The sequence below is a fragment of the Pseudoduganella aquatica genome (assembly GCF_020865585.1).
Taxonomy (GTDB): Bacteria; Pseudomonadota; Gammaproteobacteria; order Burkholderiales; family Burkholderiaceae_D; genus Rugamonas; species Rugamonas aquatica_A.
On the sequence record NZ_CP086370.1, the window covers coordinates 6,797,993 to 6,813,233 of the forward strand.

Genomic DNA, 15,241 nt, shown 5'->3' on the forward strand with positions numbered 1-15,241 from the left:
GGCGTGGCGCCATACTCTAGAAAGGAGGTGATCCAGCCGCACCTTCCGATACGGCTACCTTGTTACGACTTCACCCCAGTCACGAATCCTACCGTGGTAAGCGCCCTCCTTGCGGTTAAGCTACCTACTTCTGGTAAAACCCGCTCCCATGGTGTGACGGGCGGTGTGTACAAGACCCGGGAACGTATTCACCGCGACATGCTGATCCGCGATTACTAGCGATTCCAACTTCATGCAGTCGAGTTGCAGACTACAATCCGGACTACGATACACTTTCTGGGATTAGCTCCCCCTCGCGGGTTGGCGGCCCTCTGTATGTACCATTGTATGACGTGTGAAGCCCTACCCATAAGGGCCATGAGGACTTGACGTCATCCCCACCTTCCTCCGGTTTGTCACCGGCAGTCTCATTAGAGTGCCCTTTCGTAGCAACTAATGACAAGGGTTGCGCTCGTTGCGGGACTTAACCCAACATCTCACGACACGAGCTGACGACAGCCATGCAGCACCTGTGTGAAGGTTCCCTTTCGGGCACTCCCCAATCTCTCGGGGATTCCTTCCATGTCAAGGGTAGGTAAGGTTTTTCGCGTTGCATCGAATTAATCCACATCATCCACCGCTTGTGCGGGTCCCCGTCAATTCCTTTGAGTTTTAATCTTGCGACCGTACTCCCCAGGCGGTCTACTTCACGCGTTAGCTGCGTTACCAAGTCAATTAAGACCCGACAACTAGTAGACATCGTTTAGGGCGTGGACTACCAGGGTATCTAATCCTGTTTGCTCCCCACGCTTTCGTGCATGAGCGTCAATCTTGACCCAGGGGGCTGCCTTCGCCATCGGTGTTCCTCCACATCTCTACGCATTTCACTGCTACACGTGGAATTCTACCCCCCTCTGCCAGATTCTAGCCTTGCAGTCTCCATCGCCATTCCCAGGTTGAGCCCGGGGATTTCACGACAGACTTACAAAACCGCCTGCGCACGCTTTACGCCCAGTAATTCCGATTAACGCTTGCACCCTACGTATTACCGCGGCTGCTGGCACGTAGTTAGCCGGTGCTTATTCTTCAGGTACCGTCATTAGCTCCGGATATTAGCCGAAACCGTTTCTTCCCTGACAAAAGAGCTTTACAACCCGAAGGCCTTCTTCACTCACGCGGCATTGCTGGATCAGGCTTGCGCCCATTGTCCAAAATTCCCCACTGCTGCCTCCCGTAGGAGTCTGGACCGTGTCTCAGTTCCAGTGTGGCTGGTCGTCCTCTCAGACCAGCTACTGATCGATGCCTTGGTAGGCCTTTACCCTACCAACTAGCTAATCAGATATCGGCCGCTCCAGGAGCACAAGGCCTTGCGGTCCCCTGCTTTCATCCGTAGATCGTATGCGGTATTAGCGTAACTTTCGCTACGTTATCCCCCACTCTTGGGTACGTTCCGATATATTACTCACCCGTTCGCCACTCGTCAGCGGAGCAAGCTCCCTGTTACCGTTCGACTTGCATGTGTAAAGCATGCCGCCAGCGTTCAATCTGAGCCAGGATCAAACTCTTCAGTTCAATCTCTGTTTAAAGTCATTGCTGACTTGGTCGCCCTTCAAAATAACTGACGATTCCTCTTGCGAGGTCACGTTTATTTCTTTTGTTGAGCGTTTAATAATTTGAGCTAAGAGGCTTGCGCCTCCGGCATCATCATCAAACGCCCACACTTATCGACTGTTAATTTTTAAAGAATTCTGCGTTACTTGCTGAAGCGTCTTGTTCAGCAGCAGAGAGGCGATATTATGAGGCTTGTCGTTTATTCCGTCAACCCTCTTTTCTCTTCTCTCCTGCGCTGCGTGTGTTCAGCAGCGCGGGGACAGAACTATAGCAAAGCCTGCCCTCACTTGCAACAGTGTTTTTGGAATATACTTTCCTTAGCAGCTATTCAACAGGAGTCAGGATGGTCCCCCACGAACTGCCGTCAGGAAGCCCTCCCACCATACTGGTGGTCGACGATTCCCCCTCCTTCCTGACCGCGCTGCTCGACCATCTGTCCTCCCGTGGCTTTCTGGTGCTGATAGGCCGCCATGCGGAAGAAGGCCTGATGCGCGCCGAGTTCGGCCTGCCCGACCTGATCCTCATGGACGTGGTATTGCCCGGCATGGATGGCTTCGAAGCCTGCCGCCGCCTGAAGGCCAACGAAGCCACCAAGGATATTCCCGTCATCTTCATGACCAGCCTGGCCGACGCGCGCCAGAAAGTCAGCGGCTTTGCCGCCGGCGGGGTCGACTACATCACCAAGCCCTTCCAGATTGAAGAAGTACTGGCCCGCATCAACACCCACCTGGATTTGCGCAAAGCCAACCGCGACCTGCAGCAGATGTTCGAGCAGCTGAACCGCGCCAAGGAGGAGCTGGTGCACAACGAAAAGCTGGCTGCGTTGGGCGCCTTGGTGGCCGGCATCTCGCACGAACTGAACACGCCGATCGGCAACAGCCTGATGATCGCCAGCGCTTTCGAGGACCAGACCAGCGAAATCCGCGCGCAGTTCAACCAGGGCGCGCCCATGAAACGCTCGGTGCTGGACAGCTATCTGGAAAATGCCAATACGGCGGTGGAGGTACTGGTGCGCAATCTGCACCGGGCGGCGGACATGGTATCCAACTTCAAGCAGGTGGCGGTGGACCAGACCAGCGCGCAGCGCCGCACCTTTCTGCTGGCCGAAGTCGTGTCAGGCAATGTGCTGACCCTGCTGCCCACCATACGCCGCACGCCCTACACCGTGACGCAGGACATTCCCCCCGCGCTGATGATGGACAGCTATCCCGGCCCGCTGGGCCAGGTCATCACCAACCTGGTGACCAACGCCATTACGCACGGACTCGATGGCCGCGACTACGGCACCATCGCCATCAGCTCCGGCAACGAGGAGCAGGACAGCGTGGTGCTGACCATCTCCGACGACGGCAAAGGCATCAGCGCGGACAACCTGCTGCACATCTACGAGCCTTTCTTTACCACCAAGCTGGGCGTCGGCGGCTCCGGCCTCGGGCTGCACATCGTGCATAACATCGTGAGCGACATCCTGGGCGGCCGCATCGACGTGCGCAGCACGCCTGGCGCCGGCACCACCTTCACGCTGACCCTGCCGATTACGGCGCCGATGCGCTAGCCAGCTCCTTCAGGCGCCTGCGGTTGTTCTTGATCCAGGCGGCCAGCGCGTTGCCGGGCATAGGCGCGGCCACCAGCGCGCCTTGCGCCATTTCGCAGCCCAGGCCGCGCAGCAAGGCCAGATCCTCCGTCAGCTCCACGCCTTCGGCCACGGCCGCCATGCGCATCTGGTGCGCGGCGCTGACCGACGCCCGCAACAGCGTCTGGCGCGGCGGGTATTGCGAGGCCTCGTGCACGATGACAGGATCGATGCGCAGTTCGGTCAGCGGGCAGCGCGCCAGCTGCTGCTGCGTGGTGTGCCCGGCCCGGTAGCCGCCCACCGCCAGCCCGAAGCCGCGCACGGCGAGGTGCGCCAGGTTGGCGATGCTGAGCGGCGCGCCGCCGGCGAGCACCGGTTCCGGGCACTCCCAGGTAATGGTGCGCGGCGCCAGGTCCAGCTCGCGCGCGAGGGCGCTGAGCTGGTCCACCTGCGCGCGGTCGGCCAGGGTTTCGGCCGGCAGCTTGATGGACACGCCCAGCGAAATCAGGCCGATCTCGTGCCAGGCGTGCAGCTGGTGCAGCGCCTGCCCGGCGATGGCGGCCGTGAGCGGCGCGATCCAGTCCGTGCCCTGCACCGCAGGCATGAAGCGCGCGGCGCGTATCAGGCCACGCTCCGGATGCATCCAGCACGGCAGCACATCCAACCCGCGCAGCATGCCGCTGGCAATCTCGATGCGCGGCTCGTAGTACGGCAGGAACTGGCCGTCCTCCAGCCCCGCCCGTACTTCCTCCGCCTGCGGCATACCGGTGGCTGAGGCCTGGCACAGCTGGTCCATGTCGGCGCGTTCCAGGATGTCGGCCAGGGCCTCGAAGTGCACCGGCTTGAGGGCGGTGCCCAGCAGGGCCAGGCGCGCCGGGCGCTGCGCCAGGCTGGCCTGCGCTTCGCGCAGGCGCTCCTCGCGCGCGCTGGCCACCAGCAGGCTGGCCGCCAGTTCCAGCTCGCAGATGTGGCGTATCAGCTCTATGCCCTCCATGCCGGGCATGTCCATGTCGGTGAGCACCAGCTGCACAGGCACGCCGCGCGCATTGAGCTTGCGCAGCGCGTCGATACCGTCGCAGGCCAGCAGCACTTCGCCGAAGCCGGCCTGGCGCAGCAGGCCGGCCATATGGTCGCGCTGGACGGGACTGTCCTCCACCACCATGGCCGTGCAGCCGCTCCAGTCAGCCATGGGACGCCTCAGGCCAGGAAGGAATTCATCTGCTGCACGATCTCGCGGCCTATCATCTCCAGCGTGACCGTGCGTTCCACGCCGCCGCGCTTGACCGCCTCTTTCGGCATGCCGTACACCACGCAGCTGGCCTCGTCCTGCGCCACCGTGTAGGCGCCGGCGTTGCGCATTTCGAGCAGGCCCGCCGCGCCGTCGTCGCCCATGCCGGTCATGATGACGCCCAGCGCATTCGAGCCGGCGCACTTGGCCACGGAGCGGAACAGCACGTCGACCGAAGGACGGTGCCGGTTCACCAGGGGACCGTCCATCACCTCCACGAAATACTGGGCGCCATTGCGGCGCAAGAGCATGTGCTTGCCGCCCGGCGCGATCAGCGCGCGGCCGGGCGCCACGCGGTCGCCGGTCTGCGCTTCCTTGACGGTGATCTCGCACACGGAATTGAGGCGCTCCGCAAACGCCGCCGTGAACTTCTCCGGCATGTGCTGCACGATGACGATGCCGGGCGAGACGCGCGGCAGCGAAGTCAGCACCACTTCCAGCGCCTGCGTGCCGCCGGTGGAGGTGCCGATGGCCACCACGCGCTCGGTGGTCTGGGTCATCGCGCGGCCGTCGCTGGCGGGGAGGATGGCGTCGGCGGTGAGCTTGGCCACCGGCTGCAGGGGCGTGGCGCGGCCGGCCAGGCGCCGCACATTGGCCACGGCGGCGGCGCGCACCGCCGCCACCAGTTCGTCCGAGCTGTCGTTCAGGAACTGCTTCAGCTCCAGCTTGGGCTTGGTGATGATGGATACCGCGCCGGCCGCCATGGCCTCCATGGTGGTCTTGGCCGCTTTTGCCGTCAGCGTGGAGCAGATCACCACCGGCGTGGGGCGCTCGGCCATGATCTTGCGCAGGAAGGTAATGCCGTCCATGCGCGGCATCTCCACGTCCAGCACGATCACGTCCGGCCAGACGGTCTTCATGCGCTCCATCGCCAGGATGGGGTCGGCCACCGCGTGCAGCACCTGGATATCCGGCGCCTTGTTGAGCAGGCCTGTGACGACCTGGCGCACCACCGCCGAATCGTCCACCACCATCACATTGATTTTCTTCATAAACGCTCCTTCAACGTCCTGCCGCGAAACGCGCCGGGCGGCCCTTGCCGCACCCACACATCGCCGGTTCCGACGTTGAAAATAATGTGGCGGTGGCCGATGCCGAACAGGCTTTCGGACACCACCGGTATCTGATGCATCCGCAACAGGCGTTCGGCTGTTTCGCCGTTGCGCCGTCCTATTCCCCCGTTGTCGCTGCGCTCTATGCCCGGGAACATCATACCGCCGCCAAAGATCTTGGCCTGGCATTCCGCCGGATTGATGCCGGCCTGCTCCAGTTCCCCCAGCATCAGCTCCAGCGCCCCTTCGCAATAACGCCCGTTCAGGCGCCCCGCTCCTGGCTTGCCGTCCGCAGTCAGCAAAAAATGCGACATGGCGCCAAAGCGCGCCAGTGGATGCCAAAGCGTAATCGATACGCAGGAACCGAGCAAGGTTCGTATCCTGTGCCGTGCGTCGCCGACAAAGTGTTCGCCGGGCAGCAGGAAGACGTCGATGACAGCCATGCCGGCCTCACACCTTGCGGTAGACCGACGGCGCCATCACCTGCAGCGGGCCGGCCATGTCGTGCAGGCTTTCGGAATGGCCTATCAGCAGGTGGCCACCGGGGCGCAGGGCACCCAGCAGGCGCCCCACTACCTGGTGCTTGGTTTCGGGGCTGAAGTAGATCAGCACATTGCGCAGGAAGATCACGTCGAACTGCCCGAACTTGGGCGGCGTGGTCGAATTCAGGTTCACCTGGTGGAACTGCACGCGCTGGCGCAATTCGCGCGCCACCAGCAGCGTGCCGTCCTGGTCACCGATGCCGCGCAGGCAGTAGCGCTTCAGGTAGGCGGGAGGAATATGGCTGGTGCGCTCGCGTACATAATGTCCGGTGCGCGCCGCCGCCAGCACGCGGGTGCTGATGTCGGACGCGTACAGCTCCCATTCCTGCGCTCCCAGCACGTCGTCCAGCACCATGGCGATGCTGTACGGTTCCTCGCCGGTGGAACAGGCCGCGCTCCACACGCGGAAGGGGCGCCGCTCCGCGCGGGCCTCGCCAGCCAGCTTGCGCAGCAGATCGAAGTGCTTGGACTCGCGGAAGAAGTAGGTCTCGTTGGTGGTCAGCAGGTCGATGGCGGTCTGGGTTTCCGCCGGCGACTGGCCGCTCGCTATCATATTGAAATAGGCGCCGTAGGTGGCGAGCTTGTGGTGCGCCAGGCGCTTGGCCAGGCGCCCGCTGACCAGCGCCTTCTTTCCGGGCGCCAGCGTAATGCCGGCCACCTCGAAAATGAAACGCTGGAACTGGGTGAACTCCCGTTCGGAGATCGGCTCGGCGCTCATCGCTGCATCCCGCATTCCCTCTCCCTGTCAAAAGCGCGTGAACTGCGATTCGTCCGGTTCGCCGTCCGCAGCGTGCACCTTGCGCGGCGCTATACGCGAAGGAACTGCGCCGCGCGGCGGGGCCTTGCGGACAACGGCGCGGCCGCGCGCGGGCGCGCTGGCCGCCACCATGCCCACATTGAAGAAGGACATGGTGTGCTGCAGTTCTTCGGCCTGGCTGCTCATCTCCTCGGCCGTCGAAGCCAGCTCCTCGGAGCCGGCCGCGTTCTGCTGCGTGGTCTGGCTGAGCTGGCCCATCGCCATATTGATCTGGCTGACACCGGAAGCCTGCTCCTCGGATGCGGCCGTGATTTCCTGCACCAGGTCGGAAGTCTTTTTAATGTTCGGCACCATGGAATCAAGCAGTGTGCCCGCCTTCTCCGCCAGGTTCACGCTGCTGCCGGCAACCGCGCCGATTTCCTGCGCCGCTACTTGCGCGCGCTCTGCCAGCTTGCGCACTTCGGCCGCCACCACCGCGAAGCCTTTGCCGTGTTCGCCGGCGCGCGCCGCTTCGATGGCGGCATTCAGTGCCAGCAGATTGGTCTGGTAGGCGATATCGTCGATGATGACGATCTTGGTGGCGATCTGCTTCATGGCCGACACGGTTTCCTTCACCGCCGATCCACCCTCAGTGGCCTCCACCGCAGCCTTGCTGGCCATGGCGTCGGTAACCTTGGCATTCTCCGTGTTCTGGCTGATGGATGCGGTCATCTGCTCCATCGAAGCGCTGCTTTCCTCCACGCTCGCAGCCTGTTCGCTGGCGGCCTGCGACAGCGACTGCGCCGTCGCGCTGACCTGTTCGGAAGCGGCGGCCAGCGCGGCCGCGCTGTCGTTCACTTCGGACACTACCTGCGACAGCTTGGCCACCGCCGCATTGGCGAAGCCCATCATCTCGCCGAAAGCGCCTTCGTATTTCTTGTCTATGGTGCGCGTCAGGTCACCGCCGGCGATGGCCTCCATCATGCCCACCATATCGTCGATGCCGCCCTGGGTGGTGGCCACCAGCTGGTTCAGGCCTTCGCCCATCTCCTTCTGGAAGCCCTGCAGCCCTTGCAGCTCGATGCGGGTGCTGAAATTGCCCTTGTTGGCCGCCTGCACCGCAGCGCGCTGGCCGTCGATCACCTGTTTCAGCTTGTCCACCATATTGCCCATGGCGCGCAGCAGCTGGCCGGTTTCATCTTTCGCTTCGGACTGCAGCGACACGGCCAAGTCGCCGTCGGCCAGGCGGTTGGCGGCCAGCACCGCGTTATTCAGCGGCAGCGTAATACTGCGCGTGATGAACACCGCGCCCAGCACCGACAGTATCACCAGCAGCACCAGCGCCGAGGCGATAAGCTGGCGCGCGCGGGCGCTCACGGCGGTCATTTTCTCGTCGGCGGCCTTGGTGGTCTGGGCGGTAATTTTGCGCAGCTGGTCGAAAGCATCGGCCAGCGGCTTGTCGGCGCCGCTGACGGATTTGTCGAGCGTTTCGGCGTCGTTGACCTTATTTGCGCGAAGTTCAACGATTTTATTAAGAGCGTTGCGGTACAGGATGGTGTCCTGACGCACCTTGGCGAGGATGCGTTCCTCCTCCTGCGTCATGTGGCCGGTGGCCTTGTATTCATCGTCCACATTGTCGATGATCTCCAGCTGGGCGATCAGTTTCTTGTCATAATCTTCGCCGCGGAGCACATAGTTCTTGAACATCTGGACTGCGCTGCCCAGTGCCACCGAGCCCTTGGTGGTGGCGTTGGATTTGGCGATTGCATCTTCCTTGACGGTCTGCCACTGGCTGTTCATGGCAGAGATTTCGCTGTAGGCCATCAGGCCGAACAGCAGGGACAGGAGCGTGAGCAGTCCAAACGCAAAACCAAGTCGCTTCCCGATCGAGAATTTTCCCAGCATGGTCATCCCCCAAGTCTAGTTGTGACTCTCCATGCTAGGCCCAGGGCTGCATACAAGCAATAGCGGGTGGGGAAAAAGCACACTGCAAGCCACAAACGCAAAAAACCCCCACCGGATCACCGGAGGGGGTTCTTTATATAACTAGCCTGACGATAACCTACTTTCACACTGGTTGCAGCACTATCATCGGCGCAAAATCGTTTCACGGTCCTGTTCGGGATGGGAAGGGGTGGGACCGATTTGCTATGGTCATCAGGCTTTGACTTGTAAGCTTTGCAGCGCTTTGGCGCCGCAACAGCTTTAAAACTTGGAAGAATTCAGATTTATTATGTAGCGATTGCGTATCAACATACGCACAACATGCGCACTTCTCGCCTATAACCAATCAATGTTATAGGGACAAGCCTTACGGGCAATTAGTACTGGTTAGCTTAATGCATTACTGCACTTCCACACCCAGCCTATCAACGTCCTGGTCTCGAACGACCCTTCAAGGAGCTTAAAGCTCCGGGAAATCTCATCTCAAGGCAAGTTTCCCGCTTAGATGCTTTCAGCGGTTATCTCTTCCGAACTTAGCTACCCGGCAATGCCACTGGCGTGACAACCGGTACACCAGAGGTTCGTCCACTCCGGTCCTCTCGTACTAGGAGCAGCCCCCTTCAAATTTCCAACGCCCACGGCAGATAGGGACCAAACTGTCTCACGACGTTTTAAACCCAGCTCACGTACCACTTTAAATGGCGAACAGCCATACCCTTGGGACCGGCTACAGCCCCAGGATGTGATGAGCCGACATCGAGGTGCCAAACTCCCCCGTCGATATGAACTCTTGGGAGGAATCAGCCTGTTATCCCCAGAGTACCTTTTATCCGTTGAGCGATGGCCCTTCCATACAGAACCACCGGATCACTATGTCCTACTTTCGTACCTGCTCGACTTGTCGGTCTCGCAGTTAAGCACGCTTATGCCATTGCACTATCATCACGATGTCCGACCGTAATTAGCGTACCTTCGAACTCCTCCGTTACACTTTAGGAGGAGACCGCCCCAGTCAAACTGCCTACCATGCACTGTCCCCGATCCGGATCACGGACCAAGGTTAGAACCTCAAACAAACCAGGGTGGTATTTCAAGGTTGGCTCCACGAGAACTGGCGTCCCCGCTTCAAAGCCTCCCACCTATCCTACACAGATTGGTTCAAAGTCCAATGCAAAGCTACAGTAAAGGTTCATGGGGTCTTTCCGTCTAGCCGCGGGTAGATTGCATCATCACAAACACTTCAACTTCGCTGAGTCTCGGGAGGAGACAGTGTGGCCATCGTTACGCCATTCGTGCAGGTCGGAACTTACCCGACAAGGAATTTCGCTACCTTAGGACCGTTATAGTTACGGCCGCCGTTTACTGGGACTTCAATCAAGAGCTTGCACCCCATCATTTAATCTTCCAGCACCGGGCAGGCGTCACACCCTATACGTCCACTTTCGTGTTTGCAGAGTGCTGTGTTTTTATTAAACAGTCGCAGCCACCAGTTTATTGCAACCCTTTCGCCCTACTGAAGTAAATCAGCCAAGCTACCGGGGCGTACCTTTTCCCGAAGTTACGGTACCAATTTGCCGAGTTCCTTCTCCCGAGTTCTCTCAAGCGCCTTAGAATACTCATCTCGCCCACCTGTGTCGGTTTGCGGTACGGTCTCGTATGACTGAAGCTTAGAGGCTTTTCTTGGAACCACTTCCGATTGCTACGTGAACAAGTTCACTCGTCCCACTCCCTTGAATTACGCGCCCGGATTTGCCTAAGCGCCTTCTATGAAGCAGAAACTGACTATTCCAACAGTCAGACAACCTTCCGCGATCCGTCCCCCCATCGCATCATACGACGGTGCAGGAATATTAACCTGCTTCCCATCAGCTACGCATCTCTGCCTCGCCTTAGGGGCCGACTCACCCTGCTCCGATGAACGTTGAACAGGAAACCTTGGGCTTACGGCGTGGGGGCTTTTCACCCCCATTATCGCTACTCATGTCAGCATTCGCACTTCTGATACCTCCAGCATCCTTTACAAGACACCTTCGCAGGCTTACAGAACGCTCTCCTACCATATCCTTGCGGATATCCGCAGCTTCGGTGACTGGCTTAGCCCCGTTACATCTTCCGCGCAGGACGACTCGATCAGTGAGCTATTACGCTTTCTTTAAATGATGGCTGCTTCTAAGCCAACATCCTGACTGTTTTAGCCTTCCCACTTCGTTTTCCACTTAGCCAATCTTTGGGACCTTAGCTGGCGGTCTGGGTTGTTTCCCTCTTGACGCCGGACGTTAGCACCCGACGTCTGTCTCCCAAGCTCGCACTCATCGGTATTCGGAGTTTGCAATGGTTTGGTAAGTCGCGATGACCCCCTAGCCATAACAGTGCTCTACCCCCGATGGTGATACTTGAGGCACTACCTAAATAGTTTTCGGAGAGAACCAGCTATTTCCAAGTTTGTTTAGCCTTTCACCCCTACCCACAGCTCATCCCCTAATTTTTCAACATTAGTGGGTTCGGTCCTCCAGTGCGTGTTACCGCACCTTCAACCTGGCCATGGGTAGATCACTTGGTTTCGGGTCTACACCCAGCGACTGGCGCCCTGTTCGGACTCGATTTCTCTACGGCTCCCCAATCTGGTTAACCTTGCCACTGAATGTAAGTCGCTGACCCATTATACAAAAGGTACGCAGTCACGGAACAAGTCCGCTCCTACTGTTTGTATGCACACGGTTTCAGGATCTATTTCACTCCCCTCCCGGGGTTCTTTTCGCCTTTCCCTCACGGTACTGGTTCACTATCGGTCGATTACGAGTATTTAGCCTTGGAGGATGGTCCCCCCATATTCAGACAGGATTTCTCGTGTCCCGCCCTACTTGTCGCATACTTAGTTCCACACATCGCATTTCGTGTACGGGGCTATCACCCGCTATGGCCGCCATTTCCAGAGCGTTCCACTATGCGTCATGCTAAATCATGCAGGCTCATCCCATTTCGCTCGCCACTACTTTGGGAATCTCGGTTGATTTATTTTCCTGCAGCTACTTAGATGTTTCAGTTCGCCGCGTTCGCTTTGCATGCCTATGTATTCAGCATGCAATGACCTAAAAGGCCGGGTTTCCCCATTCGGAAATCCTCGGATCAAAGCTTGTTTGTCAGCTCCCCGAGGCTTATCGCAGACTTCTACGTCCTTCATCGCCTGTAATCGCCAAGGCATCCACCATGTGCACTTATTCACTTGTCCCTATAACATTGATTCCTTGCGACTAACAAAGAACCGTTACAAAGCAAGAAGTACTACGTTGTTGCGTTTGTTGATACATACAATCACTACCCTCGTTCAATCTTGCGATCAAACGAAAATAATAAATCTTTACTTCTTCCAAATTTTTAAAGAACGGTACAACTCAAACCTAAACCACAGAGGCTTACGTTTGAACTGTAATGGTGGAGGATGACGGGATCGAACCGACGACCCCCTGCTTGCAAAGCAGGTGCTCTCCCAGCTGAGCTAATCCCCCTGAGTTCTTCAATCTTCAACAGCCGATAAGTGTGAGCGTTTGGCGTGGCGCCATACTCTAGAAAGGAGGTGATCCAGCCGCACCTTCCGATACGGCTACCTTGTTACGACTTCACCCCAGTCACGAATCCTACCGTGGTAAGCGCCCTCCTTGCGGTTAAGCTACCTACTTCTGGTAAAACCCGCTCCCATGGTGTGACGGGCGGTGTGTACAAGACCCGGGAACGTATTCACCGCGACATGCTGATCCGCGATTACTAGCGATTCCAACTTCATGCAGTCGAGTTGCAGACTACAATCCGGACTACGATACACTTTCTGGGATTAGCTCCCCCTCGCGGGTTGGCGGCCCTCTGTATGTACCATTGTATGACGTGTGAAGCCCTACCCATAAGGGCCATGAGGACTTGACGTCATCCCCACCTTCCTCCGGTTTGTCACCGGCAGTCTCATTAGAGTGCCCTTTCGTAGCAACTAATGACAAGGGTTGCGCTCGTTGCGGGACTTAACCCAACATCTCACGACACGAGCTGACGACAGCCATGCAGCACCTGTGTGAAGGTTCCCTTTCGGGCACTCCCCAATCTCTCGGGGATTCCTTCCATGTCAAGGGTAGGTAAGGTTTTTCGCGTTGCATCGAATTAATCCACATCATCCACCGCTTGTGCGGGTCCCCGTCAATTCCTTTGAGTTTTAATCTTGCGACCGTACTCCCCAGGCGGTCTACTTCACGCGTTAGCTGCGTTACCAAGTCAATTAAGACCCGACAACTAGTAGACATCGTTTAGGGCGTGGACTACCAGGGTATCTAATCCTGTTTGCTCCCCACGCTTTCGTGCATGAGCGTCAATCTTGACCCAGGGGGCTGCCTTCGCCATCGGTGTTCCTCCACATCTCTACGCATTTCACTGCTACACGTGGAATTCTACCCCCCTCTGCCAGATTCTAGCCTTGCAGTCTCCATCGCCATTCCCAGGTTGAGCCCGGGGATTTCACGACAGACTTACAAAACCGCCTGCGCACGCTTTACGCCCAGTAATTCCGATTAACGCTTGCACCCTACGTATTACCGCGGCTGCTGGCACGTAGTTAGCCGGTGCTTATTCTTCAGGTACCGTCATTAGCTCCGGATATTAGCCGAAACCGTTTCTTCCCTGACAAAAGAGCTTTACAACCCGAAGGCCTTCTTCACTCACGCGGCATTGCTGGATCAGGCTTGCGCCCATTGTCCAAAATTCCCCACTGCTGCCTCCCGTAGGAGTCTGGACCGTGTCTCAGTTCCAGTGTGGCTGGTCGTCCTCTCAGACCAGCTACTGATCGATGCCTTGGTAGGCCTTTACCCTACCAACTAGCTAATCAGATATCGGCCGCTCCAGGAGCACAAGGCCTTGCGGTCCCCTGCTTTCATCCTTAGATCGTATGCGGTATTAGCGTAACTTTCGCTACGTTATCCCCCACTCTTGGGTACGTTCCGATATATTACTCACCCGTTCGCCACTCGTCAGCGGAGCAAGCTCCCTGTTACCGTTCGACTTGCATGTGTAAAGCATGCCGCCAGCGTTCAATCTGAGCCAGGATCAAACTCTTCAGTTCAATCTCTGTTTAACGTCGTTGCCGACGTGGTCGCCCTTCAAAATAACTGACGATTCCTTCTCTCGAAGGTCACGTTTAATTTTTTCGTTGAGCGTTTAATAATTTGAGCTAAGAGGCTTGCGCCTCCGGCATCATCATCAAACGCCCACACTTATCGACTGTTAATTTTTAAAGAATTCTGCGTTACTTGCTGAAGCGTTTTGTTCAGCAGCAGAGAGGCAAGATTATGAGGCGTTTCGTTTAAACCGTCAACCCCTCATTTTCCTACTTTCCTACGCTGCGTATGTTCAGCAGCGCGGGGACAGAACTATAGCAAAGCTACTCGCGTTCCGCAAGGCCAAGCTGTACCATCGCATCTCGTTTCCTTCTCTCAGCAATATATGACCATCTCCCCTACCGCCAATCCCGACCTGTCCGCCGCGCTGGAGCGCGCTGTCAACAACAAGACCAAGCCGCTCGGCAGCCTGGGCGTGCTGGAGACGCTGGCCAAACAAATCGGCCTGATCCAGGGCACGACGGCACTCTCTATAGTAGAACCTGCCATCCTGGTTTTCGCGGGCGATCACGGCGTGGTGGCGGAAGGCGTGTCCGCCTATCCGCAGGACGTGACCTGGCAGATGGTGGAGAACTTCCTGGCCGAGGGCGCGGCGATCAATGTGTTTGCAAAACAGATGGGCTGCGCGCTGCACGTGGTGGACGCGGGCGTGAACCATGACTTCGGCCCGCGCGGCGGCCTGCACGACCGCAAGGTGGCGCACGGCACGCGCAACTTTGCGCAGGAGCCGGCCATGACGGCGGAGCAATGCGCCATCGCGCTGGAGCACGGCAAAGCGCTCGCTGCGGGCCTGCCGGGCAATGTGCTGGGCTTCGGGGAGATGGGCATAGGGAACACCACTGCCGCCGCCGCGCTGATGCACAGGCTGACCGGCATCCCTGCGGCGCAATGCGTGGGCGCGGGCACGGGCTTGTCCGCCGGCGGCGTACTGCACAAGCAGCGCGTTATCGAAGCGGCGGCCGAAAAACATGCCGGCACCACCGCGCCGCTGGAAGCGCTGGCGGCGTTTGGGGGATTCGAGATCGCCATGATGGCGGGCGCCATGCTGAAGGCGGCCGAGCTGCGCAAGGTACTGCTGATCGACGGCTTTATCGTCACCAGCGCGCTGCTGGTTGCGGCGCGCCTGCAGCCTGCGATTCTCGACTACTGCGTGTTCGCGCACTGCTCCGACGAAAGCGGCCATAAGCTGATGCTGGAGAACCTGGGCGCGCGTCCGCTGCTGAACCTGGGCCTGCGCCTGGGCGAAGGCACCGGCAGCGCGCTGGCCCTGCCGCTGCTGCATGCGGCGGTGAATTTCGTGAACCAGATGGCGACCTTTGAGTCGGCTCAGGTCAGCGAGAAGTCAGAGTAAATCCGCGCCGCC

General features: G+C 58.7%; 7 protein-coding genes, 1 tRNA gene and 4 rRNA genes. 2 read left to right on the top strand and 10 right to left on the bottom strand.

Going from position 1 to position 15,241, the window contains the following annotated elements:
• Positions 1 to 20: 20 nt before the first annotated feature.
• A 16S ribosomal RNA gene (locus KT882_RS30370) occupies positions 21 to 1,551 on the bottom strand.
• 382 nt (positions 1,552 to 1,933) lie between these two features.
• On the opposite strand from KT882_RS30370, the gene KT882_RS30375 reads away from it, so the two are divergent.
• A complete protein-coding gene (locus KT882_RS30375) occupies positions 1,934 to 3,145 on the top strand; it encodes a sensor histidine kinase (protein WP_161075664.1) in 1,212 nt (403 codons plus the stop codon).
• Here the strand turns inward: KT882_RS30375 and KT882_RS30380 are convergent.
• The 9 genes from KT882_RS30380 to KT882_RS30420 form a co-directional block, all read right to left on the bottom strand.
• Positions 3,126 to 4,352: an EAL domain-containing response regulator gene (locus KT882_RS30380; RefSeq protein WP_228894046.1), complete on the bottom strand. Its 1,227-nt coding sequence runs from the start codon at positions 4,350 to 4,352 to the stop codon at positions 3,126 to 3,128. The two genes, KT882_RS30375 and KT882_RS30380, sit on opposite strands and share 20 nt — an antisense overlap.
• Before the next feature lie 8 nt (positions 4,353 to 4,360).
• Positions 4,361 to 5,443 (bottom strand): protein-glutamate methylesterase/protein-glutamine glutaminase, encoded by a 1,083-nt coding sequence (locus KT882_RS30385; RefSeq protein WP_161075662.1) that lies wholly within the window; start codon positions 5,441 to 5,443, stop codon positions 4,361 to 4,363.
• Positions 5,440 to 5,946, bottom strand: coding sequence for a chemotaxis protein CheD (locus tag KT882_RS30390; protein WP_187358892.1), 507 nt, complete (start codon positions 5,944 to 5,946; stop codon positions 5,440 to 5,442). The genes KT882_RS30385 and KT882_RS30390 overlap by 4 nt, the downstream gene beginning before the upstream one ends.
• A gap of 7 nt (positions 5,947 to 5,953) precedes the next feature.
• Positions 5,954 to 6,763 carry a CheR family methyltransferase gene (locus KT882_RS30395; protein WP_161075666.1) on the bottom strand — a complete coding sequence of 270 codons (810 nt, stop codon included), beginning with the start codon at positions 6,761 to 6,763 and terminating at the stop codon, positions 5,954 to 5,956.
• Between the two features lie 27 nt (positions 6,764 to 6,790).
• Positions 6,791 to 8,686, bottom strand: coding sequence for a methyl-accepting chemotaxis protein (locus tag KT882_RS30400; protein WP_223149413.1), 1,896 nt, complete (start codon positions 8,684 to 8,686; stop codon positions 6,791 to 6,793).
• A gap of 144 nt (positions 8,687 to 8,830) precedes the next feature.
• Positions 8,831 to 8,943 (bottom strand): 5S ribosomal RNA (rrf, locus tag KT882_RS30405).
• A 138-nt stretch (positions 8,944 to 9,081) separates the two neighbouring features.
• Positions 9,082 to 11,954: ribosomal RNA gene (locus KT882_RS30410) — 23S ribosomal RNA — on the bottom strand.
• Positions 11,955 to 12,155: 201 nt separating this feature from the next.
• Positions 12,156 to 12,231 (bottom strand) — tRNA-Ala (locus KT882_RS30415).
• Positions 12,232 to 12,292: 61 nt separating this feature from the next.
• Positions 12,293 to 13,823: ribosomal RNA gene (locus KT882_RS30420) — 16S ribosomal RNA — on the bottom strand.
• The 16S, 23S and 5S rRNA genes sit together here with 1 tRNA gene alongside, the layout of an rRNA operon.
• 380 nt (positions 13,824 to 14,203) lie before the next feature.
• Here KT882_RS30420 and cobT point away from each other — a divergent pair.
• Positions 14,204 to 15,229 carry a nicotinate-nucleotide--dimethylbenzimidazole phosphoribosyltransferase gene (gene cobT, locus KT882_RS30425; protein WP_161075517.1) on the top strand — a complete coding sequence of 342 codons (1,026 nt, stop codon included), beginning with the start codon at positions 14,204 to 14,206 and terminating at the stop codon, positions 15,227 to 15,229.
• Positions 15,230 to 15,241: the final 12 nt, after the last annotated feature.

Excerpts from the sequence above, each read along its gene's own strand:
- KT882_RS30375 (WP_161075664.1), top strand. The coding sequence starts at position 1,934 with ATGGTCCCCCACGAACTGCCGTCAGGAAGCCCTCCCACCATACTGGTG.
- KT882_RS30380 (WP_228894046.1), bottom strand. The coding sequence starts at position 4,352 with ATGGCTGACTGGAGCGGCTGCACGGCCATGGTGGTGGAGGACAGTCCC.
- KT882_RS30385 (WP_161075662.1), bottom strand. The coding sequence starts at position 5,443 with ATGAAGAAAATCAATGTGATGGTGGTGGACGATTCGGCGGTGGTGCGC.
- KT882_RS30390 (WP_187358892.1), bottom strand. The coding sequence starts at position 5,946 with ATGGCTGTCATCGACGTCTTCCTGCTGCCCGGCGAACACTTTGTCGGC.
- KT882_RS30395 (WP_161075666.1), bottom strand. The coding sequence starts at position 6,763 with ATGAGCGCCGAGCCGATCTCCGAACGGGAGTTCACCCAGTTCCAGCGT.
- KT882_RS30400 (WP_223149413.1), bottom strand. The coding sequence starts at position 8,686 with ATGCTGGGAAAATTCTCGATCGGGAAGCGACTTGGTTTTGCGTTTGGA.
- cobT (WP_161075517.1), top strand. The coding sequence starts at position 14,204 with ATGACCATCTCCCCTACCGCCAATCCCGACCTGTCCGCCGCGCTGGAG.